The 22,427-nt window shown below is 70.5% G+C and carries 19 protein-coding genes; 4 read left to right on the top strand and 15 right to left on the bottom strand.

From position 1 onward, the window contains the following. Positions 1-18 precede the first annotated feature (18 nt). The 10 genes from NR798_RS29225 to NR798_RS29180 form a co-directional block, all read right to left on the bottom strand. Positions 19-258, bottom strand: a complete 240-nt coding sequence (locus tag NR798_RS29225) for a mersacidin/lichenicidin family type 2 lantibiotic (RefSeq protein ID WP_375765796.1) — start codon at positions 256-258, stop codon at positions 19-21. 117 nt (positions 259-375) lie between these two features. Beyond that, positions 376-582: a hypothetical protein gene (locus NR798_RS29220; protein ID WP_375765795.1), complete on the bottom strand. Its 207-nt coding sequence runs from the start codon at positions 580-582 to the stop codon at positions 376-378. A gap of 48 nt (positions 583-630) precedes the next feature. After that, a complete protein-coding gene (locus NR798_RS29215; protein ID WP_375765794.1) occupies positions 631-3,039 on the bottom strand; it encodes an Ig-like domain-containing protein in 2,409 nt (802 codons plus the stop codon). Between the two features lie 255 nt (positions 3,040-3,294). Next, the gene (locus tag NR798_RS29210; RefSeq protein ID WP_375765793.1) at positions 3,295-4,146 is read right to left on the bottom strand and encodes a class I SAM-dependent methyltransferase; all 852 of its coding nucleotides are present in this window, start codon (positions 4,144-4,146) and stop codon (positions 3,295-3,297) included. A gap of 308 nt (positions 4,147-4,454) precedes the next feature. After that, positions 4,455-4,946: a thiol peroxidase gene (gene tpx, locus NR798_RS29205; RefSeq protein WP_375765792.1), complete on the bottom strand. Its 492-nt coding sequence runs from the start codon at positions 4,944-4,946 to the stop codon at positions 4,455-4,457. Next, positions 4,928-5,842, bottom strand: coding sequence for a hypothetical protein (locus tag NR798_RS29200; RefSeq protein ID WP_375765791.1), 915 nt, complete (start codon positions 5,840-5,842; stop codon positions 4,928-4,930). Before NR798_RS29200 ends, tpx begins: the two co-directional genes overlap by 19 nt. Before the next feature lie 391 nt (positions 5,843-6,233). After that, positions 6,234-6,476: a mersacidin/lichenicidin family type 2 lantibiotic gene (locus tag NR798_RS29195; RefSeq protein ID WP_375765790.1), complete on the bottom strand. Its 243-nt coding sequence runs from the start codon at positions 6,474-6,476 to the stop codon at positions 6,234-6,236. Positions 6,477-6,583: 107 nt separating this feature from the next. After that, a complete protein-coding gene (locus NR798_RS29190; protein ID WP_375765789.1) occupies positions 6,584-8,812 on the bottom strand; it encodes a peptidase domain-containing ABC transporter in 2,229 nt (742 codons plus the stop codon). Beyond that, positions 8,802-9,749 carry an efflux RND transporter periplasmic adaptor subunit gene (locus NR798_RS29185; protein WP_375765788.1) on the bottom strand — a complete coding sequence of 316 codons (948 nt, stop codon included), beginning with the start codon at positions 9,747-9,749 and terminating at the stop codon, positions 8,802-8,804. The genes NR798_RS29190 and NR798_RS29185 overlap by 11 nt, the downstream gene beginning before the upstream one ends. Positions 9,750-9,751: 2 nt before the next feature. Beyond that, the gene (locus NR798_RS29180; RefSeq protein WP_375773843.1) at positions 9,752-10,690 is read right to left on the bottom strand and encodes an efflux RND transporter periplasmic adaptor subunit; all 939 of its coding nucleotides are present in this window, start codon (positions 10,688-10,690) and stop codon (positions 9,752-9,754) included. Between the two features lie 438 nt (positions 10,691-11,128). Between NR798_RS29180 and NR798_RS29175 the strand changes: the two genes are divergently transcribed. After that, a complete protein-coding gene (locus tag NR798_RS29175) occupies positions 11,129-11,620 on the top strand; it encodes a response regulator (protein ID WP_375765787.1) in 492 nt (163 codons plus the stop codon). Here the strand turns inward: NR798_RS29175 and NR798_RS29170 are convergent. Both NR798_RS29170 and NR798_RS29165 read right to left on the bottom strand, forming a co-directional pair. Beyond that, complete coding sequence (locus NR798_RS29170; protein ID WP_375765786.1) at positions 11,617-13,659, bottom strand: VIT domain-containing protein; 2,043 nt, start codon at positions 13,657-13,659, stop codon at positions 11,617-11,619. The genes NR798_RS29175 and NR798_RS29170 overlap by 4 nt on opposite strands. A 30-nt stretch (positions 13,660-13,689) precedes the next feature. Beyond that, positions 13,690-15,675 carry a VWA domain-containing protein gene (locus tag NR798_RS29165; protein ID WP_375765785.1) on the bottom strand — a complete coding sequence of 662 codons (1,986 nt, stop codon included), beginning with the start codon at positions 15,673-15,675 and terminating at the stop codon, positions 13,690-13,692. A gap of 76 nt (positions 15,676-15,751) precedes the next feature. On the opposite strand from NR798_RS29165, the gene NR798_RS29160 reads away from it, so the two are divergent. Beyond that, positions 15,752-16,222, top strand: coding sequence for a peroxiredoxin (locus tag NR798_RS29160; protein ID WP_375765784.1), 471 nt, complete (start codon positions 15,752-15,754; stop codon positions 16,220-16,222). Between the two features lie 173 nt (positions 16,223-16,395). On the opposite strand, the gene NR798_RS29155 is transcribed toward NR798_RS29160, so the two are convergent. The 3 genes from NR798_RS29155 to modA are packed head-to-tail and all read right to left on the bottom strand — an operon-like array spanning position 16,396 to position 18,966. Next, positions 16,396-17,484, bottom strand: coding sequence for an ABC transporter ATP-binding protein (locus NR798_RS29155; protein WP_375765783.1), 1,089 nt, complete (start codon positions 17,482-17,484; stop codon positions 16,396-16,398). Then, positions 17,466-18,143, bottom strand: a complete 678-nt coding sequence (modB, locus tag NR798_RS29150; RefSeq protein WP_375765782.1) for a molybdate ABC transporter permease subunit — start codon at positions 18,141-18,143, stop codon at positions 17,466-17,468. The genes NR798_RS29155 and modB overlap by 19 nt, the downstream gene beginning before the upstream one ends. A gap of 4 nt (positions 18,144-18,147) precedes the next feature. Beyond that, positions 18,148-18,966: a molybdate ABC transporter substrate-binding protein gene (modA, locus tag NR798_RS29145; protein WP_375765781.1), complete on the bottom strand. Its 819-nt coding sequence runs from the start codon at positions 18,964-18,966 to the stop codon at positions 18,148-18,150. A gap of 350 nt (positions 18,967-19,316) precedes the next feature. Here modA and NR798_RS29140 point away from each other — a divergent pair, with 350 nt between their 5' ends. Together NR798_RS29140 and NR798_RS29135 are read left to right on the top strand one after the other, a co-directional pair. Further along, on the top strand, positions 19,317-19,874 hold the full coding sequence (locus NR798_RS29140; RefSeq protein ID WP_375765780.1) for an Ig-like domain-containing protein: 558 nt from the start codon (positions 19,317-19,319) through the stop codon (positions 19,872-19,874). 653 nt (positions 19,875-20,527) lie between these two features. Then, positions 20,528-22,381: a fibronectin type III domain-containing protein gene (locus tag NR798_RS29135; RefSeq protein ID WP_375765779.1), complete on the top strand. Its 1,854-nt coding sequence runs from the start codon at positions 20,528-20,530 to the stop codon at positions 22,379-22,381. Positions 22,382-22,427 lie beyond the last annotated feature (46 nt).

The raw sequence follows: 22,427 nt of genomic DNA, 5'->3' as shown, positions 1-22,427 counted from the left end.
TGGGGTCCGGGGAAAGGGTCAGGCGACCTCGTCGGGGCGGCACAAGACGATGCCGCACGTCGGCACGGCGTCGGTACACCCCGTGGAGGGCTCCAGGGCCACGGCCCTTCCACCGGTGATTCCGAGCAACGCGCTCTCGTCGAGCTCGGTCAACGCCTTGCCCGAGGGAGACTCGGGGAGGGAGGCACGCTCCTCGGCCGAGAGGCTGGCGCGGAACGAAGGGTCCTTCCAGGCACGGACAATCAACTCCTTCTTCATCGCATTCACTCCAGGGCTGGGACCGGGCGTCAAACCCGGCACCAGGGTGGAGTGAGGGGGGCCCCGGATGTGACAGGGGGGCGGGGCCTGGGGACGCCGCCGGGGGGATTCACCGGTTCAGGGCTCCGCGCTGGACACCGTGTAGTTCCAGGACGCGGACGAGGCCCCGTTGCTGGACGCGCAGACGGTCACATACCCGGAGGTGCTCGCGGTGCAGGTGCAGGCCGAGCCGTAGCCGCAGGCGTCGTCGTTGGCGCAACTGCAAGCGCCGGTGACCTTCAGGTACGTATTCTCCCACCAGTTTCGAGGGGGGAGGTCCACCATAGCTGGAGTCGGGCCGGCCGCTGGAGGGCAGCGGCCCGGCCCCGGACGTCAGGGCGACTGGATGATGATGTCGTCCACGTACACGCCGTCGAAGTGCTTGGTGTTGTTGGACTCGAAGCGGAAGCGGATGCGCAGCGTCGAGCGGCCCGAGAGCGGCAGGTTCAGCGAGCGCACCGCCCACGACAGGTTGCCCGTGTAGGGCTTGGCCGTGAGCGCCGTCCAGGCGCCTCCGTCGAGGCTCACGTCCACGTAGACGAAGTCCTTGTTGCGCTCCGTGCGCGCCTTCATCCAGAACTGCACCGACACCGACGTGAGGCCCGAGACGTTCAGCGGCGCCGCCAGCTCGGCATGGCTCACCACGTTGGCCGTGTACTTGCCGCCCGCGCTGTCGGTGAGGCTGTGGTTCGAGCTGTGGAAGTTGGCGGTGGTGAGGCTCCAGGCCGCTCCCGTGGCGGGTGCCGGCAGGTTCCACGCGCCCACGCCGCTCTCGAAGTTGTCCGCGAAGAGCGTGCGCCGGGTGGTGAAGCGCGACGTGAAGGGCGCCGTCATGGCGTTGCCCGCCAGGTCCTTCACCCCGCTCACGTTCACCTCGTAGGTGGTCAGCGAGCCGAGCAGCACCGTGGGCGTGAAGGTGGCCACGCGGGTGGTGGTGTTGTAGCTGACGCCGCCCGACACGGACGTGCCATTGGAGACCTGGAGCAGCCGCAGGCCCGTGAGGCTCGTGATGTCCACGTTCTCGCTGAACGTCACCAGGATGGGTTCCGAGGAGGCCACGGCCGTGGCTCCGTTCGCCGGGCTCACCGCCGTCACCGTGGGCGGCGTGGCGTCCGGCGCCGTGCCCGTGGTGAAGCTCCAGCTCACCGGGACGATGGAGAGGCCGGAGAGGTCCTGGATGTTCGCGAGCGACACCGTGTAGGCGGTGGAGGAGGCCAGCACGGCCGACGGGGTGAACGTGGCCGTCCAACTGGCCGCGTCGTAGCTCACCGTGCCCGTCACGGGCCCGCCCGCGCTGGAGAGCGTGAACTGGGAGCCCGTCACCGTCGCGGGATTCACTGCCTCGCTGAAGGCCACCACGATGGAGGTGTTGCTGGCCACGCCCGTGGCCCCGCTCGCCGGACTCCTGAAGGCGATGCTCGGAGCCGTGGTGTCCGGCGCGTTGTCCGTGGTGAAGTCCACCTGCACGTCCGAGGGGAACAGACTGGGCTGGATGGCGTCATCCGAGGCAATGCCCGACGCCCCTCCCTTGAGCGTGAGGGTGTAGTCCGTGTTGGCGGTGTAGCTGGCGCCCGCGGGGAGCTTCACCCAGAGCTGCCGCTTGGCCGCGTCGTAGCTGAGGTTCACCGTCACCGGAGTGCCGCTGAGGGCATCCTCGACCCGCACCGTGGAGGAGGTGAGGGTGGCCGGGGCGATGGGCTGGTCGAACTGGACGAGCAGCGCCGAGGTCAGCGGGAAGGCCGTCTCTCCGTCTCGCGGCACGGTGTCCGCCTTGAGGTTGACCTGGGCAGTGAGGGTGCTGGTCTCGGTGCAGCCCGGCCCGTTGGTGGCCGCGAGCGTATAGGTCGTGGTGCGCGTGGGACCCGCCACGGGCTGCGCCACGTTGGTGCCCGAGAGCGCGCAATCCGCTCGGTTGCAGGACCATGCGTAGGTGGCACCGGAGACCGGCGGGGGCCCGATGACGGTGGAGGCGCCCGGGTCGAGAGACACGTCCGGGCCGGCCTTGCCCGGGCTCGGGAGCACGGTGACCACCGTGTCCGCGGAGGCCGTCTGCGACAGGGCATCGGTGACCGTCTGGGTGAAGGTGGTGGTGACAGGCGGCGTCACGGTGGGCGAGGCCACGGAGGCACTGTCGAAGCAGCCCGTGCACACGGGGCTCGCGCTCCATGCATACGCATAGGGAGGCACGCCGCCACTCGCCGGCAGGCCGATGGAGACGGACTGGCTCGCGCAGATGATCTTCTCCCCACCCGGGTTCGCGGTCAGCGGCGCGGAGCCCGCGTCCGTGCCGGAGCCCGTGCCCGCGTCGCTCCCCGTGCCCGTGCCCGCGTCCGTCTCGGTGCCCGCGTCCGTCTCGGTGCCCGCGTCGCTCCCCGAGCCGGTGCCCCCGTCCGTCTCGATGCCCGCGTCCGCGCCCGTCTCGATGCCCGCGTCCGCGCCCGTCTCGATGCCCGCGTCCGAGCCGGTGCCCGTGCCCGCGTCCGCGCCCGAGCAGGTGTCCGAGCCAGGGCACGTGCCGGAATCGACGGTCCCCGCATCATCGGAGCCGGTGCCCGTGCCTGCGTCCGCGACGTTGCCCGCGTCCGTTTCCGGCAGTGTCGTTCCGGAGTCCCGAGGCGACTCGACCGATCCGTCAGGGTCCGAGCCCGCGTTGACCGCTGGAGCCCCACCGCAGGCCGCCAACACACACGCCAGCAGTGATACCAGCCACATCGTGCGTACTGCCTGGTTCTGAACGCTCATGTCCGCTCACCGGCTCCGCTCGGATGACCATTCCCCGAGACGGGAGGTGCGAATCGTAACTTTTTTCAATGACGCTGAAAAATGTTGGGGCAGCACGGAGTCCGCCGGGGGTGTACCTGTTGAAGCAGGAACGGGTGATCCGATGCGGCGTCTCCGGGGAAATCCGAAAGCCCATGTCCTGCCGAGGCCTCTCGTCGCTCGCGAAGGCCGATGTCCGCTACGTGCTGGCCCTGTTCGAGGAGGTGGGCGCGTCGCTCATTCGCGCGCCGCCCGCCTCGCCACCACGAGCCACGTCACTCCGCCGAGCTGGACCTTCCCGTCCGTCCGGTAGGGCTCGCACTCGCGGATGACCTCCTCCTCCCAGGCCCGCTGCGCCTCCGGCGGCAGCTCCTCCGCGAGCCTCGCCACGGGGCCTCCGAACGAGCGAATCCAGCGCACGACTCCCGCCCCGTCCTCGGCTTCCATCACGGGCACACGCATCGACTCGACGTGCTCCACCGTGAACCCGCTGCGCGACAACACCGTGCTCAGGTGCTCGGGGTCGGAGAAGCGGAACACGCTCGGGGCATCGGGCTCGACGAGCGGAAGCGGACGGTAGCGGCCCATGGTCCTGCGCGGCAGCGACGCGTACTCGACCTGCTCGGGTCCCGCCCAGGTCGTGCACACCAGCGGTGCGGAAGGACGGAGCGCCCGCCATATCCGCTCGAGCGCGCGCTCGGGCCGAGGCATGTACATCAACGCCCAGCGCACAGTCGCCGCATCGAAGGACTGCTCGGGCAACTCGAGCGTCTCCGCATCCGCGGCACGGAACTCGATGTTCGAGAGCGCCAGGGCACGTGCCTGCTCCCGAGCGGCGTCGAGCATGCCGTCGACGAGGTCCGTTCCCAGCACGAAGCCAGAGGGGCCCACCCGTTGCGCGGCGCGGAGGGACGGCTCGCCCATGCCCGACGCCACATCGAGCACCCGCATGCCCGGCTGGAGGCCCGCGAGGTCGAGCATCCGCTCACTGACGGACGCCGTGAGACGCGACTCCATGTCGTGGTAGCGGCGGACGATGGCGATGCGCTCGGCCCAGGAGATCTGCTGCGGCGGTGGGGGGGTTGTCATGGGGCTCACCGGTACGGAGGGGAAGGTAGCGCGCCCGCTGGAGCGCGAGCTATGAGGATTCTCCAGGCCCACCCCATGCCGAGTCCCTTGATCGATCCCCGCGAACTGGTCGCGCCCGAAGCGCGGCGGAACCTCGTTCGTGCATTGCGGCTCGGGGGTCACGGCGTGCCACACGCTCCTGGCCCTGGAGCACGCGGGGCTCTCCGGCGCCCGGCTCTACGTCGGCTCGTGGAGCGAGTGGTGCCGTAGCGGGCGCCCGATCGCGAAGGGCCCGTCGCCCGAGGGTGACGGGTCCTGAGCGGGACTGGCTACAGCTTCGCGAGGGCCGCGTCGTAGTTCGGCTCCTGGCCGATCTCGGGCACCTGCTCGGTGTGGAGCACCTTGCCGTTCTCGTCGAGCACGACGACCGCGCGCGAGTAGAGGCCCGCGAGGCCCCCGTCCTTGATGGTCACCCCGTACTGCTTGCCGAAGTCGCCGCGGAAGCCCGAGAAGGAGAGCGCCTTCTCGATGCCCTCGGCGCCGCAGAAGCGCTTGAGGGCGAACGGCAGGTCCATGGAAACGTTGATGACGGTGACGTTGGGCTTCTCGGTCGCGCGCTTGTTGAAGGTGCGCACGGACGTCGCGCACACACCGGTGTCGATGCTGGGGAAGATGTTGAGCACGCGCTTGCCCGGAATGGACGAGAGCTTCTTGTCGGCGAGGTCGACGCCGGTGAGCTTGACGTCCGGCGCCTGGGTGCCAACGGCGGGCAGGTTGCCCTCGGTCTGGACCGGGTTGCCCTTCAGGGTGATCTTGGCCATGAGTGCGTCTCCTTCGAGGTGGGGGAAGCGACCGCCGTCGTAGTGGCACTCGCGGGGTGAACGCCAGTGGAACGTGGTCCCATGGGGACCTTCCGGTACTGCTCCAACAGGGTGACGAGCTTTTCCGCGCCCTGGATGAACCCGAGGCGGACCGTGCGCCCATCCACCAGCCGCACCTCCACGCTCCGGGTGGAGAGGAGACGGACGCCGTCAGGAGGGATGGCCTGAAGGGGGATGTGGAGGGGGTCTCTCCCCATGGGTTGCCAGACCAGTCGTTCCGGGGTGAACCAGAAGCGTCCGGAACGAAGGCGCTCGAGCAGATCCCACAGGGAGGGGATGAACGTCATCAGCAGGGTGCTCGCCACCAGCAGGAGGCACCACAGGATGGTGGGCGAGAGGGTGATCTTGAAGCCAAGGGCGACGATGGGGCCGAGCATCAGCAGGAACGGCAACAGGGGGGCCATGGCGTCCGCCTCGAAGCCGCCCTGGTGCAGCGCCTGTTCCTCGGAAGACACAGGCAGGGCCATGGTTCGGGCCAGCACCTGATGGAGCCGGGTGATTCCCTCCGCGGGGGCTTCCCGGTCCATGGGCGGGCCGAGGCGCTCGCGCGTGAGCGCTTCCATCCGGGTGCGGAGCTCCTCTACCTTGCGGGCGAGTACGAGCGCGGGCTCCGTGTCAGTCCAGCCCTCCACCCGGGCGCGTTGGAGGAGACGGGCCAGGGACTCCAGGAGCGCGGGCTCCTGGCGGACCTGCTCCCGCAGGGTTTCCAGCCGCGCCATCACCGCGTGCTGCCAGTGTTTGTGGCGCAAGGCCTTCTCCAGGAAGGTGTAGCGGGCGTGAGCCGCCTCGAGTGTCTCGATTCCACCTTCGAGCTGGCGGCGGATGTCCGCTGACACCGGGAACGGGGTGCTGGAAACCTGTGTCTTCTCGCGCCGGTACTCCCGAAGCGGAGGGATGGCTCCCTGAATCTCTGACAGGTGCGTATCGATGACTCTCCCCTCCTGGGGCGCCGGGTAGCCGCCCCCTCTTTCGCGTGACACAAGAAGGTGGACCGCGGAGGCGGACCTGGGAAGCACCGTGTCAGACGGGGGGCTCCTCTTGGAGTGCGCGGAGGCATGAGGGTTCGCTGTCCAACGTGCTCCTGCCCTGGAGGTCAGGGACGCGATCGGGTGGACTGAGCGGGCCGGGAGCCGTGAGCTGTCCGCCGTATGACAGGGGTGGGGTGGGTGGGCCCCGGAGGGGACTCGGGGAGCGGGGCCCTGGCTCCCAGCTTCATTCAGCGCGCTGCTACACGCAGGCGACGATTCCGCACGAGCAGATCGTCCGCGGACAGTTGAGGACCGTGGGCGCGGCGCAGCGGAAGGTGTCGATGGAGTAGTCCGGCGGCGGCCTCCCGCCGGAGATGCCGAGCAGCTCGTCCTCCTCGAGCTCGGTCATCGCCCTGCCGGAGGGAGACTCGGGGAGCGACGCGCGCTCCGCCTCGGAGAGGCTCGCCCGGTACGCCGGATCCTTCCAGGCCCTGACAATCATTTCCTTTTTCAAATGCTCCTCCTTGGAACGAACGATGCCTGCTCCGGAAAATCGGAGCAGGCACCTGGAGAGAGTCCGTGGATGGAATTGGTGACGCGGGGAATGACTCACTCCACCCGGCCGCCGCTGCGCATCTGGGCGCGCACCAGCTCCGCGTAGATGCCACCGTGCAGCAGCAGCTCCTGGTGCTTGCCGGCCTCCACCAGCTGGCCCTCGTTCATCACCAGGATGAGGTCCGCGTCCACCACCGTGCTCAGCCGGTGGGCGATGATGACGCGCGTGCACTGGAGCGAGGCCAGCGATTGCTGCACCCGCGACTCGGTGATGGCATCCAGCGAGCTGGTGGCCTCGTCCAGCAGGAGCACCGCCGGCTTCTGCATCAGCGCCCGCGCCAATGCCAGCCGCTGCCGCTGCCCTCCCGACAGCGACGCGCCCCGGTCCACCAGCGGCGTGTCGTAGCCCATCGGCATGTTCATCACGTCGCCATGGAGCTGCGCCAGCTGGGAGGCCTCGATGACGGGCTCCAGCGCGGACGTGGGGTCGGTGATGGCGATGTTGCCGCGCAGCGTGGAGCTGAAGAACGTCGGCTCCTGCGGCACCACTCCCACCTGGCCGCGCACCGAGTGCAGATCCAGCTCCGTCAGGTCCTCCCCATCGAAGAGCACGCGCCCGGAGGTGGGCAGGTACAGGCCGAGCAACAGGTTGGCCAGTGTCGTCTTCCCCGCGCCCGAGCGGCCGACGATGGCCACCGACTGGCCGGGCTCGATGCGCACCGACACGTCCTGCACCACCAGCGGCGACGTGGACGCGTAGCGGAAGGACACCCGGTCCAGCTCGATGCCGCCCTTCAGCTTCACCTGGCGGCCGGGCTTGGACGCATCCCGCTCGGGCGGGGTGTCCAGCACGTCGTCGATGCGCTCGATGTAGCTGCGCAGCAGCTGGAGCTGGCTGCCCGTGGTCACCAGGTTGCCCAGTGGCACCAGCAGGGCTCCGGCCAGCGCGTTGAGCCCCATCATCGTTCCCAGCGACATCTCTCCCTTCAGCACCAGCAGGGCGCCGCAGGTGAGCAGCACCAGCGGCGCCACCAGCCGCAGCGTCCCGGTGAGCGCGTCCACCCACGCAGACAGCCGGCCCCGCTTCAACGACACGTTGAGCACGTTGACGAAGCTCTCCGAGAAGCGCTGCACCGCTTGGTGCTCCACGCCGAACGCCTTGAGCGTCTGGATGCCCGTGAGCATTTCAATCTGATAGCTCTGGTTCTTCGCCTCCACCTCCAGGTTCTCCGACATCAGCGCGCGCTGGCGCTTCGTGGAGAGCAGGAGGATGAGGATCTGCAGGCTGCCGAGCCCCAGGACGATGAGCGCCATGGTCGGGCTGATGACGAACAGCAGCCCAAGGTAGATGACCACCAGGGCTCCATCGAGCAGCGCGGACAGCGTGCTGGAGGAGAGGATCTCGCGCACGGTGGCGTTGCTGTTGAGCCGCTGCATCAGGTCGCCCGCCGCGCGCACCTGGAAGAAGGCGTAGGAGAGGCCCACCATGTGCTCGAGGAAGCCCAGCGTCATGTTCGAGTCCATGCGCGTGCGCAGCTCGAGCAGCAGGTGGCTCCGGATGAGCGAGGTGAGGAGCTGGAAGCCGGCCAGCGAGATGAAGCCCAGGCCCACCACCAGCAGCAACTCCTTGTCCCCGCGGGGCACCACCCGGTCGATGATGAGCCCCGTCAACGCCGGCACCGCCAGCGCGAAGAGCTGCAGGATGAGCGAGACGACGATGATGCGCTGCAGGACGTGCGACTGCTGGAGCACCTGCAGCGCGTACCTCGCGGCCGAGCGGGCCTGGGGCTTCTTGCCCGTCTCGAAGTTCTCGCCCGGCTCCAGCAGCAGGGCCACGCCGGTGAAGCACTGGCGGAAGCGCTCCAGCGACACCTTGCGCCGGCCGTGCCCGGGATCCAGCAGGTGCACGCCGTCGCGCCCCAGCTTCTCGAAGACGACGAAGTGCGAGAACTGCCAGTGGAGGATGGTGCCGGTGGGCAGGTAGTGCAGCGCCTCGTCATCCACGGTGACGCCGCGCCCGCGCAGCCCGAAGCCGCGCGCCGTGCGCAGGATGTCCAGCGCCGACACCCCATCACGTGCCGCGCCCATCGCCTGGCGGACCTCCTCCAGGCGCATCGGCTTGCCGTGGTAGCCGAGCACCATGGCCAGGCAGGCCGCGCCGCACTCGATCTCCGACAGCTGGCGCACCAGCGGGATGCGGCGCTCCCGGCCCTTCACCTGCAGGTTGCGGAACGCGGGGAAGCGCTCGGTGAGCCCCGGATGCCGGACGGCGTCAGTCCTCATGTCCCAATGCTCCCTTCAAGCCCGGAATCAGCGTGACGAGGATGCGCTCCTTGCGCACGCGCGCGTCGGCCTGGGCCAGCATTCCGTCGAAGTAGTTGTACGTCTTGCCCTTGAGGGTGAAGGTCGGTGCGTCGATGCGCGCCCGGACCAGCACCATGGGGCCCTCGAGCTTCACCGCATCACCCGTGTCCGTGCCGAGATAGCGGCGGACCTCGGCGGGACCGATGATCTGATCTCCCACCGAATCGATGGTGAACGTCTGGTACTCGTGGGTGAAGCCGTTGAGCTCCACGCGCAGCGGCTTGCCCGGCTCGAGCCTCGGCCGGTAGCCGCCGGGCAGCAGCGCCACCAGCGTCACGTGCACGTCATCCCCCACCACGGACACCACGTTCTCGCCCGGGTTGACGTATTGGCCCTCGCGCACGCGCAGCGAGCCCACCACTCCGGCATGGGGCGCCCTCAGCGTCCGGGCCTGCTGACGCGCCTCGGCCAGCTCGCGCTCGGCGCGCAGCGACGTGAGGGCCTGGCGCGCCGCCTCGTCCGCGGGATCCTGCAGCACCCGGACGAGCTGCAGCTCGAACTCCCGTTGAATCCGCTCCAGTGAGGCCGTCTCGTCCTGGGAGAGGAAGCTCACCAGCGGCTGTCCGGCGTCCACCCGCTGCCCGGGCTTCACGTCCACCGACGCGACGATTCCCGGCTGCTGGGTGGTGAGATCGCTGCGGCCCTCGACCTTCACCATCGCCGGGCCCGAGGCGTATTCGGGGATGGTGCCGAGCACCGAGTAGAGGGCCGCGGAGACGACCAGGGCGATCAGCAGCCAGTACGTCCACCGGGTCCACCTGGGGGAGATGCGGAGGAGATCTCCGTCCTCCTGGGCGCCCTCGTGGTGGCGCAGGGCCTCCTCGCGGAAGATGCGGGTGCGCTGTGTGGCTTCCATGGTCAAGGTGTCGCCCCCGAGGAGCCGCCGGTGGCCTGCCCGCCCAGCTGCTGCGAGGGCCCGGGACGGACGTGGACGACCATGCCCGTGGAGACCTCGGGCGGCGGTGGCTGGTTGAAGGTGGCGGTGGCGAAGACGAGCCGGGCCGCCGAGTCCACCTCGGGGGCCACGCTCTCCACCGTGCCGTCGAGCGCGAGGTCGCGCTGCACGGCCTTCACTTCCACGGGGACGCCCGGCTGGAGCCGCCGCGCGGCGTCCTCGGGCACGGCGAAGCGCACCTTCCAACCGCCGGTGCCGAGCAGCTTGAGCACGGGCTGCCCCGCGCCCAGCCGCGCTCCGGGGCTGGTGAGCTTCGCGGCCACCACCCCATCGAAGGGCGCCACGAGCGTGGCGTCATCGAGGTTCTGCCGCAGCCCGGTGGACTCGGCGCGCCGTTGGAGCGTCTGCGCCCGGGCGGCCTGCAGGCGGGCATTGGCGGTGCTCTCCTCGTAGCGCACCTTGTCCAGCTCCTCCTGGGAATAGACACCCAGCTGCAGCGAGCGCGGGGTGAAGTAGCGGGCTTTCTTCGAGCGGGCCTCGGAGAGGGCCAGGCCGGCGGCCTGCTCCTCGGCGCGCGAGCCTTGGAGGCTGGCCTCGGCCGCGGCCAGGTCCTGGCTCAGCGAGCGCGTGTCCAGTCTCGCGAGCACCTGGCCCGCGTGGACGCGCTGACCGACCTCGACCTCGAGCTTCTCCAGCCGCGAGTCGAAGCGGGTGCTCACGTTCACGCTCTCATGCGGGATGATGACGCCGAGGAAGGGCTCCTCGGTTCCCGTACGGGAAGCGGCGCCTCCGTCCACCACCTGGGCGGGCGGAGGGCCGTTCCCGTTCGGGCCAGGGGTCGCGAGAGCGGGCGCCGCAGCCCCCACGCTCCCCAGACAAGCCAATGCCCCTCCCACTGCCATCATCCGCACCCAACGACGCATCCCGTGTTTCTCCCGGTGGCAGGTCCCACACGGGATGAGGCGGCGCGCAGCGGTTGTGACGGCTCAGGGCGGAGGGCCGCGAGGAGGGGCGGCCGGGCCCGCTCGCATGCTCAGCCGGGAAGTCGGAGCACCGCGCCACCGCCGCCGTCCGCGCGGAGGTGAGGAGGACGGCGCTCCTTCTCGGCCCCTGAGAATCTCCCCCTCCATGGACCGGGGTCTTGTGGGTCTGTCTCGGCCGTTCCACGGCACTGTGGCGGAAAGCCACATGTGGCGGTTCTCCCCGCCCCACGGACTGGTCAGACCTGTCGGGGATGTTTAGTCATTCCGTGCGCAGCCGTGTTATGGGCACGGCCCGCAGGGCGGCGGCACGGTTCCTGCTCAAAGAGCGACCGGTCGCGATGAAGGGGAATGGTCGTCATGCAAGCCAGTGCGGTGTTGAGCCAGCAGGGGGAGTCGTCGAGGGCGGGCCGGTCCATGTTCCGGGGCGAGTCCCGGAAGCGTCCGGTGGTGTTTCACGGTCAGGTGTTGCTGATCGAGAACCTGAAGGAACGCCGCCAGGTCATGTGCGACATGCTCGCCCAGGAGCGCTTCGAGATCGGTGTGGTCGAGGACTCGCGGGACGCCGTCCAGTTGCTCTCCGGGGAGCTCCTCTCCGGGCAGATGCAGATGCCGGAGCTCATCCTCTGCAACGCGCGGATGCTCGGAGACGCCGGTCTGGCGGCGCTCGAGCGGCTGTGCGCCAGCAATCCGGACGTGCCCGTCATCCTCTATAGCGCCTTCACCAATCCCCGCCTGCGCGAGCGCATGGCGCGCATCCGCGGCGCCTGGATCCTGGATCACTCCGCCGACCTGGAGGATCTGCGCTCCGCCGCCGTGTCCCTCGTCGCCTCGCGTCAGACGAGCGTCTAGGGCAGGGGTGTAAGGGTGTAGGTCTCCGCGAACCCGTCATCGAAGAGGGCGGGCAGGCGGAGGGCCCAGGTGGCCTCGCGCACGCAGGTGGCCTGGGACTCGGAGGCCGCGCCCGTCACCTCCACGTCGACGAGCTCATCCCCCGTGGCTTCCACGCGTACCTGGAGGGCGGGGTTGCGTCCTCCTCGCACGCAGGCGGCGACGGCGGGCTGGAGCAGCCGCTTCAACGCCTTGGCGAACCTCGGAGCGGCTTCCCGGCTCTTCGGCGGCGAGGACCCGCAGAGCGAACCGCTGAGCACCCCGATGGGGATGGCCTCTCCCTCCAGCCTGCCCGGCAGTGCGTGCGTCTGGACGGACGAGGGCCCCGCTCCCGGGGGGCTCGCCAGGAACGAGCGCGTGGGGGAGAGCCAGTCTCCGTTGCTCGCGAGCCGCTCGGCTTCTTCCGGCGCTGGAGGCCCGTGCTTCGCGTTCAGGGTCCAGAACCGGGTGGCGCGCCAGCCGTGGGCATGGCGGCCGAGATCGGCGGTGATCGCGGAATCGAGTTCCACCGGGACGGGCGTGGCGGCGCATCCCCACTGCTGTCCGTGCAGCACGAGCCGGCCCAGGGACGTCTGGAGGTTCGGAAGCCAGAGGTGGGCGCCTTGCCCCTCGAGGAGCGTTTCGCGCTCCATCAGCCGGGTGCCCCGCTCATCCTCCAGGCGGACCTGCTCCCACGCCATGGGCCTCACGAGTGACTCCACGGAGGACCGATGGGACCGCAGGCCGCAGGACTGGGGGATGAGGGGCTCGGAGAGCCGCGGGTGGGTGGGGGCCTTGTCGACGCGGCTGGAGAGCCACCGGAGGTGCACGGCAGCATCGGGGGCCGAGGTGGTGGAGTCGGCGGGGAGCGGCGCGTACGTCCGGCGGAGCCGCCCGTCCGTGAACGCGATGAGGCGCACGGGTCCGCTGCCCTCCCCGAGCACCTGTTGTGCGATCTTCAGCCCCTCGTCCAGGTGTGAGCCATTGCCAGGCGCGAGCCGTGCGGCGGGAAGGGAGGCCAGGGCCGTCTTCCACTCGGAGGCGGGGATGAGGCGTCCGAAGAGGCGCTCGGCGGAGCGGCGGAACACCACCACCTCGGCCACCGCGTCCGGCAGGAGCCGGAGGTACTCCCCGGCGAAGGTGAGTTGCTCGGCGATGCCGTCGGGGCCCACGCTGTGGGAGGCATCCATCACGAAGAGGACCCGGGCCCGGGTGGGGGCCTCGGCCAGACGCCCCACCCGGAGCTGGACGAAGGCAGTGGTGCCGGTGTCTCCGGGAGCGAGGCCGGCGCGTGCGTCGATGCCGGTGAAGGGCTTCACGGGCCAGGAGGCCTCGAGCACCTCCCGCTGGAGCGGGTTGTCCACCTGTTGGAGGAGGAGCTCCGCGCCCGGGTAGGGCGGCGCCACGGTGAGCACGGGCCGCGGGTCCTGCTCGCCGCACGTCCCATGGGGACGGTATTTCCGCTCGGGCAGGGGATAGGTGAAGGTGACGCGTCCCTGGTCGTAGCCGAGGCGGAGCCGGACGTCGTAACGCACCTTCACCGAGCTGCCCGGTGGCAGGTTCCAGAGGTGCAGCGCCGCGCCATCTCCCGCGGCCGAGAGCCTCGCGCTCGTGCCCGGCGCGGCGGTTCCCTGGCTCCGCAGGGCCTCGTAGCGGCGCTCGGCTTCGGAGGCCGCGAGCAGGGTGCCCTCCGTCCATTGCCCCCCGGACTCGAGCGCGAAGCCGTGCACCGTGCCGTCCTGGGGCAGCTCGAGCCAGTCGTACAGCTCGGTGTAGCGCGGGCTGGCGTTGTGGAAGGTGCGGTGCACCGTGAGGTGGGCCCGCTCTCCTTCGATGCGGGCCTCCACGCGGTGCTCCGTCTCCTGGCCGCGGCCGTCCTCCCGACAGGGGAAGAACGGCTCCTCGTACGAGAGATCGTCCTCCTCCGTCCCGGCCGTGCAGCACGCCTCGGGTTGCGCCAGCACGCTGCCCGGATTCGAGAGGAGGAGGCAGGCCAGCAGCAGGCGCGCGAGAGGACTCATGCGGCCATGGTACCCGCGCCAACGGTGGGTTCAGTGTCCTGGTTTCACCGTGTAATCGGTCACGGAACCGTCATCGCAGAAGGTGGGCAGGCGGAGGGCCCAGGTGGCCTCGCGCACGCAGGAGGCCTGGGCCTCGGAGGCGGCGCCCGTCACCTCCACGTCGACGATCTCCTCCCCGGTGGCCTCCAAGCGGACCTGGAGGGAGGGGGGGGCTCCGTCTTCCAGGCAGGCGGAGAAGGGCGACTGGAGGACTTGCTCCAGCGCCTCCTGGTGCTCCGGAGGGAGCTCGCACGGGCGCGGGGGCGCGAGGGGGCAGAGAATGGTGCCACCGACCACCCCTCCGGCGACGCCTCCCGTCACCCCATCCGGCAGCGCGTGCGTCCGGGCCGTCGAGGGTCCCGCGTCCGAGGGCACTGCCAGGAACGAGCGGGTGTCGGAGAGCCAGTCTCCGTTCTTCGCGAGCAGCTCGACCGCCTTCGTGGGGGGAAGCTCCTCCTCGTTGCTGTTCCACGGCTCGACGCGCAGGGTGGCCCAGGCGTTGCGGCCGAGGTCGGCCGAGAGCGAGGGGTCCACCTCTACCGGGGCGGAGGCGGCACAGCCCCAGCGCTGCCCATGCAGCACCAGCTGGCTCAGGGGCGTCTGGGGACTCGGCAGCCAGAGCTGGAAGCCCTCTCCCTCCTGGAGTGCGGGCAGCTCCTTCAGCCGTGCGCCCTGGCCGTCCTGGAGGTGGACCTGTTCCCACCGCAGGGGCCGCACGAGTGGCTCCAAGCTGCTGACGTAGGAGGGCAGTTGCAGGCCGCAGGACTCCCGGACGAGGGGGCCGGAGAGCTTCTCGTGGGGGGTGGCGTCGCCGGTGCGGTGGGAGGAGAGCCACCGGAGGTGCACGGCGGCATCGGGGGCCGAGGTGGTGGAGTCGGCGGGGAGCGGCGCGTACGTCCGGCGGAGCCGCCCGTCCGTGAACGCGATGAGGCGCACGGGTCCGCTGCCCTCCCCGAGCACCTGTTGGGCGAGCTTCAGCCCCTCGTCCAGGTGTGAGCCATTGCCAGGCGCGAGCCGTGCGGCGGGAAGGGGGGCCAGGGCCGTCTTCCACTCGGAGGCGGGAATGAGGCGTCCGAAGAGGCGCTCGGCGGAGCGGCGGAACACCACCACCTCGGCCGTCGCATCGGGCAGGAGCCGGAGGTACTCCCCGGCGAGCGCCAGCTGGCGCGAGATGCCCCGGGGGCCCACGCTGTGGGAGGCATCCACCACGAAGACGACCCGGGCCCGCACGGGCGCCTCGGAGAGGCGCTTCGTCCGGACCTGGAGGAAGCCCAGGGTGCCGGCGCCCCAGGGAGCGAGGCCGGCGCGTGCGTCGAGCCCCCTCGAGGAACCTGCCTCCCAGGAGGCTTCGAGCTCGGGCCGCCAGGGAGTGGCGTGCCGCGTCTCGATGCGGAAGTCCGTGTTGGGAGAGGGCGGCAGCACGGTGAGCACGGGCCGGGGGGCCTGCTCGCACTCGGGCAGGGGATAGGTGAAGGAGCGCCGCCCGTGGGCGTAGGCGAGCCGCGCGCGGACCTCGTAGTGCACCGTCACCGGGCTCCGGGGCGGCAGGTTCCAGAGCAGCAGGCGCGCCCCGGCTCCCGCCGCCGACAGCAGCGCGAGCGCACGGGGCGTGGCGGTGCCCTTGCGCCGGAGGGCCTCGTAGCGGCGCTCCGCCTGGGAGGACTCGAGCAGGAGTCCCTCCGTCCACTGTCCCTGGGCCTCGAGGGCGACGCCATGCACCGTGCCCTCCCGGGGCAGCTCGAGGAGGGCTTCCAGCTCGGTGTAGCGCGTGCCGGGGTTGTGGAAGGTGCGGTGCACGGTGAAGTGCACGAGGTCTCCCTCGGGCCGGGCCTCCACCCGGTGCTCCACTTCGTGGCCGCGGTCCTCGCTGGCCTTCAGCTCCTCGCAGGGCGAGGGCTCTTCGGCCAGGGCGGTTCCCGGCCCCCAGGCGAGGAGGAGGAGAACCTGGAGGGGGAGGCAACGCGAGAGGTACCGCATGAGGGCATCCTACCCGTGAGCGGCTTCTGCCGTGTTGGCCGTTGAAACGGTGGGGCCTCTTGGTTAGCAAGGGGCGATGAGCATCAAGACTGGCGACCAGGCCCCCGATTTCTCCCTGCCGAAGCAGGACGGCACCTCCGTACAGCTGAAGGACCTGCTCCAGAAGGCGGCGGTGGTCCTCTATTTCTACCCGAAGGACGACACGCCGGGCTGCACCAAGGAGGCGTGCTCGTTCCGCGACTCGTACGAGGCCTTCAAGGATGCGGGAGCCGAGGTGGTGGGCATCAGCTCGCAATCGGCGGCCTCGCACGAGGCCTTCGCGGCGAAGTACCGGCTGCCCTTCACACTGTTGGCCGACGAGGGCGGCACGGTGCGGCGCCAGTACGGCGTGCCGAGCACCCTGGGGCTGCTGCCGGGGCGGGTGACGTACGTCATCGACCGGAAGGGCATCGTCCGGCACGTCTTCAACTCGCAGCTCAACGCCACGCGCCACGTCACCGAGGCGCTGGGCATCGTCAAGCAGCTCCAGGGCGCCGGCGCCGCCTGAACCCCTTCAGGTAGGTCCGCGACAATTTCCCCTCTCCCCCCGGGAGAGGGACGGGGTGAGGGTGCCAGGGCCCCGGGTTGAACCCCTGTCCACACTGCGGGCCACGGGTTGAAAGAACGGGCGCGGATACCCTCACCCCAACCCTCTCCCGAGGGGAGAGGGAGCAAAGGGGCTCACGGGCGCGGCACGAGCCGCACCGAGGGCGCCTTGAAGGTGGCGGTGAGGGCTCGGCCCTCGGCGAGCCCCAGCTCTTCGGTGGAGAAACGTGTCACCCGCGCCACCAGGGGGAAGCCCGCGTCCAGCGCCACGCGGACGAGGGCGCCCTCGGGGGAGAGCGACACCACGGTGCAGGGCAGCCGGTTGCGCGCGCTGGTGGGCGCGGCCTCGGGAGGGCCCAGCGTGACGTCCTCGGCCCGGAGGCAGACGAACACCGCGCTCCCCTCGTGCGAGGGCTCCAGGGCCACGAGGTGATGCGGGCCCACCTCCACCGTGGCCAGCCCCGCCTCGCGCTTCACCACCGTGCCCGGCAGCACCGTCTCGATGCCCGTCATCCGCGCCACCGCGAGCTCCGAGGGGTGGTTGAACACGTCCGCCACCGGCCCCACCTGGCACACCCGGCCTCCCTCCATGGCCACCAGGTCATCCCCCAGCGCGAGCGCCTCCAGCCGGTCATGCGTCACCACCACGGTGGGCACCCCCAGCTCCCGGAGCAGCCGCCGCAGCTCGCCCCGGAGCTGCTCGCGCGAGGGCGCATCCAACGCGGACAGGGGCTCGTCCAGCAGCAGCAGCCGCGGGCGGATGGCGAGCGCCCGGGCCAGGGCCACGCGCTGTTGCTGCCCGCCGGACAGCTCGCGCGGCCTGCGTCCCTCCAGGCCCTCCAGGTGCAGCAACTGGAAGAGGGAGCACGAGCGCTCGCGCCGTGCGGTGGCCGTCAGCTCTCCGAGGCCGTACTGGACGTTCTGCTCCGCGGTGAGGTGGGGGAAGAGGGCGTAGTCCTGGAAGAGGAAGCCCACGCGCCGTTGCTGGGGCGGGAGGAAGAGGCGGGCCGGGGTGTCGCACCAGGGCTCGCCGTGGAAGAGGATGCGGCCGTGCTCGGGCCTGTCGAGCCCCGCCAGGCACCGCAGCACCGTCGTCTTGCCCGCGCCCGAGGGGCCGAACAGCACCGCGACGCGGCCGGGCGTGGCGGGCAGCTCCAGCGTGGCCCGCACCGTGGGCCCGCCGCGGAAGCGCTTCTCCAGGTCGGCTACGAGCGTGCCGGCCATGGTGCCCACACCCTGCGCTGCAGCCCGTAGGTGAGGGCCAGCACGGCGAACGAGAAGACGAGCAGCACCAGCGACGTGCGGCCCGCCGACGCATAGTCCAGCGCCTGCACCGAGTCGTAGATGGAGATGGAGGCCGTGCGCGTGCGGCCCTCCAGGTTGCCGCCCACCATGAGCACCACGCCGAACTCGCCCAGCGTGTGCGCGAACGTGAGCACCATGCCGGAGAGGATGCCGGGGGCGGCCAGGGGCAGCGCGACGCGCAGGAACGTCTGGAAGCGTGAGACGCCCAGGCACCACGAGGCCTCCAGCAGGCGGCGATCCACGCCCGCCAGGGCGGCGGTGAAGGGCTGGACGCTGAAGGGCAGGCTGTAGAGCACCGAGGCCACCAGCAGGCCGCCGAAGCTGAAGGGCAGGGTGGTGCCGAGGAGCGACTCGAAGACCCCGCCCAGGGGGCCACGCGGGCCGAGCGCCAGCAGCAGGTAGAAGCCCAGCACCGTGGGGGGCAGCACCAGCGGCAGCGCCACCACGGCCTCCACGAGGAACTTCCACCGCCAACGCGAGGTGGCCAGCCACCAGGCGATGGGCAGCCCCGCGCCCAGCAGGACGAGCGTCGTCCACGTGGCGAGGCGCAGGCTCAAGAGGAGGGCGGTCCGGTCCAACGTTTCACTCCTTCGGCAGGGAGAAGCCGTAGCGCTTGAGCAGCGCTGTGCCTTCGAGGCCGAGCAGGTGGTCGCGAAACCGCCGGGCCAGCTCCGGCGCCTTCGCGCGCTTCAGGATGGCGCCCCCCTGCTCCATGCGCGGGTACGCCTCGAGCGGCACCTCCCAGAAGCGGCCCTGGCCCCGCATGGCCGGCGCGTACGCGAGCGCCAGGGCGATGATGCCCGCCTCGGCGGCCCCGCTCTGCACGAACTGCGCGGTCTGCGCGATGTTCTCCCCGAGCACCAGCCTGTCCTTGACGGCGTCATACACCCCCTGGCTCTTCAGGGCGGCCTCGGCGGCTCGGCCATAGGGCGCATGCTGGGGATTGGCGATGGCGATGCGCTGGACGGACGGCTCCCGCAGGGCCTCCAGTCCGCGCTGCTCCAAGGGCAGCGGCGAGTCCTTGGGCACCCACACCACGATGCGGCCCACGGCGTAGAGGAAGACGTCCCCCTCCACCAGCCCCTGCTCGGCCAGCTTGCGCGGATAGGCCACGTCCGCGGAGAGGAAGACATCGAAGGGCGCGCCGTTGGCGATCTGCGCGAGGAAGTTGCCCGACGAGCCGTAGGTGACCTGGACCTCCGTGCCGGGGTTGTGGGCGCGGAACTCCTCCAGCAGCTCGTCCAGCGCGAACTTCAGGTCCGAGGCCGCGGCGATGGTCAGCGTCGGTTTCGGCTCGGGGCCGCTGGGGGTGGGCCCGTGCTCGCGCAGGCCCGTCCGCAGCGCCGCCGCGATGATGAGCAGGGCCCCCGCCGCGAGCGCCCCCTTCACGATGACGTTCATTCAGTCCCCCGTGGCCCCCCGGGCGAAGGCGGGGGCCGTGACGTCCGCAGCTTAACGGGGCCCGTGTGGGAGAGGCGGCCAGAAGATGCTCCCGCCACGTCGCGGACGGTGCCGGCCCGCTGACACGGGCGGTGGAGTTTTTTCCCCGGCCCCGTGGCGAGGGCTGAAAGAACTACCGTCCTTCCGCCAGACGCCGGCCCCGAGGAGATCTCCAGGAAAGCCCCCCAAAGCCCGGAGAGATCCGCCAACCCTCCGATTTCCCGAAAGAAAGGGATGGCGTGGGGGAGCCTCCCTCGGGGGCGGGCGGACTGTCCAGGGTCCGGCACGGTTCTCGCTTTAGGTGTGGGGCGATGGCACTGAGCAAGCAACAGAAGCGGATCTACAACCCCTCGCTGTGGCAGACGTGGATGCCTTCGGCGGCGGTCATTTGCATCGTGGGCGCCCACGTCCTGGCCGCCGCGCTGGGCCTGTACTCGTCGGCACCGGCCGTCACGGTGCTCCAGCCCGCGACGGGCACGACCGTCAGCGGACACCTGGAGATCGCGGTCCAGGCGGATGACGGGCCCACGGGCTCGGGGGTGCGGAGCGTGGAGTACCAGCTCGGCTCCACCTCGGGCGCCTGGACGCCGCTGGTGCTGGACCTGGCGTCGATGACCTACAAGGGAAGCACGGAGACGGCGTCCGTGCCGGCCGGCGGCCATGACCTCTACGTCCGGGCGGTGGACTACACGGGCAACCTGCGCACCGTGTTCGTCTCGGTGAAGGTGGATGCTCCCGCCGCCACGCCTGGCGAGCTCCACCCGCCCGTGCCCTCGCTGAACGAGTCCCTGGATCTCTCCTCGAAGCGCGAGGGGAAGGGGAACGGCTGGGGCGGGCGCGTGCTCTCGGCCATGCTCCGGTTGCGCTGAAGGTCGCGGTCCACCGGGGCAGCTCCGCTCGCCCCGGAACGTCCTGGGGGGACGCAGGTGCGTACCGCTTCATCGATGTTGGCCAGGGGCTCGACGAGCCCGCCTCCGATGAAGCACCCCGGGTGAAGCACTCCGAGTAAAGCTCTTCCGAGTGAAGCCGCGAGGCTGAATTCCTTTCTGGAATTCGTGGCGGCGGCTCTCTTCCTTTCAAAAGCGGGCTTTCTCCTCACTGCCGCCGCCACAAGGGCACTGCAAGAGCCTGTAGGTTTTGCCGGATACCGCACGGAGCGCCTGAAAGAACTCCCGGATGGAGGCGGAGCCTGGAGGCCGTCCAGGCGGGCAGGCGGGGCCGTTAGTGTTACCCGGTTTCATCAGTGCACCGGCAACCCCGCGTTTTCCTGGAAGAAAAGAATCTGGGGCTCCAACCAACCCTCCGGGGTGGCCCAAGTGTTCAGCGCCCGGCACGAATCTCGCTTTGGCCCTCGCCCGACAGCGTTCCTGCCCGGGCGCGGTGCGGTCGAGCCCGGGTGACGACGTGCCCTGTGTCGATGTCTGTGTTTGCAGCGTGCGGGTGACAGGCTTTGCGCCTGCCTCCACCAGGGCCGCGTCATGCCTCGGCAGTCCCTTCCCCCACATCAAGGATGGAGTTGAACATGCATTGGAGAAATGGAGCTGCGCTCCTGGTGTCCCTGGCCAGCACACCCGCGTTGGCGCTGCTCGGATTGGACTCGACCCCCCCCACCGTGACGATCGTCAAACCCGCCAGTGGCGCGGCCGTCAGCGGCCAGGCCTCCCTCGAGGTCCGTGCGGAGGACGGGCTGTTGGGCTCGGGAGTCAGCCGGGTGGAGTACCAGGTGGACACGGCGGAGGGCGTGTGGACGGCGCTGTCCGGGAGCCTGCTGTCGACGACGTACCGGGGCACCTGGAACACCCCGGCGGTGGCGGATGGCAGCCACAGCCTGTACGTCCGGGCCACGGACGCTGATGGCAACACGCGGCTGGTGTACTCCGTGGCGGTGGTGGCCAATCCCCCGGCCGCGCCCACCGGGGTGAAGGTGGCCGCGCAGGTGGCCGCGAGCAACGGCGGCTTCCTGGATCTCTCCTGGAGCTCCAACACGGAGATGGATCTGGCGGGGTACGCGGTGTACCGGAGCACCACGGCCGGTGGCCCGTACACGAAGGTGGCGACCACCTCGGTGGCCTTCCACCGGGACCAGGGGCTGAGCAACGGCACCCCCTACTACTACGTGGTGGCGGCGGTGGACGTGGCGGGCAACGAGTCCCTGCGCTCGGGCGAGGTGTCCGGGACGCCCACCGACACCCGCGCTCCGCTGGCGAGCGCCATGGTGGCGGCGGCGGGGCCGACCTACGCCGACATCTCCTGGACCACGGACGAGCCGGCGAGCTCGCAGGTGGAGTACGGCACCACCAGCGCCCTGGGCTCCGCGACGGGCGTGGACCCGGTGCGCACCACGAGCCACACGGTGAGCCTCACGGGCCTGCAGCCGAACAAGATGTACTTCTACCGGGTGCGCTCGGTGGACGCGTCCGGCAACGCGGGCGCCTCGCAGGTGCTGTCGTTCTCCACGGGCGTGGATCTGGCGCCCACGGTGAGCATCGTGAACGTGGCCAACGGCGCCGTGCTCCAGGGTCCCATCACCCTGCAGGCGCAGGCCGCGGATGACTACGGCATCGCCAAGGTCGAGTACACGGTGGGTGGGGTGGTCTGGAACGCCATGGGCTTCAACAGCCTGAGCGGGTACTACGAGGTCCGGCTCGACACGAACAACCTGGCGGAGGGCGCCCAGGTGATTGGCGTCCGGGCCACCGATGGCGCGCGGCAGGTGGCGCAGGCGGCCGTCAACGTGACGGTGGATCGCGGGGCGCCGGTGGTGGACATGATCTCCCCGGTGGTGGACGCGCACCTGGCGGGCGGAATCGATCAGCTGGTGCAGGTGTCCGCGACGGACTCGGGCTCGGGCGTCACGGCGGTGGAGTGGCAGCTGTACGCGGTGCCGCTGGGCGTGGAGATCGAGGCGGCGCCGGAGCCGGATCCCACCCTCTGGCAGCCGCTGACGCTCAACGCGCAGTCCGGCAAGTACGAGACGAACTGGCTGGCCCCGACGGTGGTGGTCGAGCAGGTCGTCTACCTGTACGCCCGGGCCACGGATGGGCTCGGCCAGAGCACGACGTTCGTGAGGGAGGTGACGGTGCTGGCCACCGGGCGTGACTTCGCGTTCACCGGCTCGGGTGGACAGGAGCTGACCGGCACCGTGGCCATCGCGCCGGATACGGTGAATGGAGGCAACCGCATCGGCCTGCAACTGATTGGCCGGTTCCTGTCGCCGGGGGGCAACTACCGGCTGACGGTGAGCGGTGAAGGCGCCAGCCACTCGGTGGCGTTCACCGCGGATGGGCGCGGCAGGGGCGTGGCCGAGGTGGAGAGCGCCACGGGAATGACGGACGTCTTCAGCGCGACGCTCACGCCCTCGGGCCCCGGCTTCTAGGCCGTTCGCAACAACTCCACCCAAGCAAACCCCACCCCAGCGAACC

Origin of the sequence: Archangium gephyra, assembly GCF_042230915.1 — a bacterium.
Taxonomy (GTDB): domain Bacteria; phylum Myxococcota; class Myxococcia; order Myxococcales; family Myxococcaceae; genus Archangium; species Archangium gephyra_B.
Note: the sequence above shows the minus strand (reverse complement) of the source record. Positions and strands in the feature narration are given on the sequence as shown.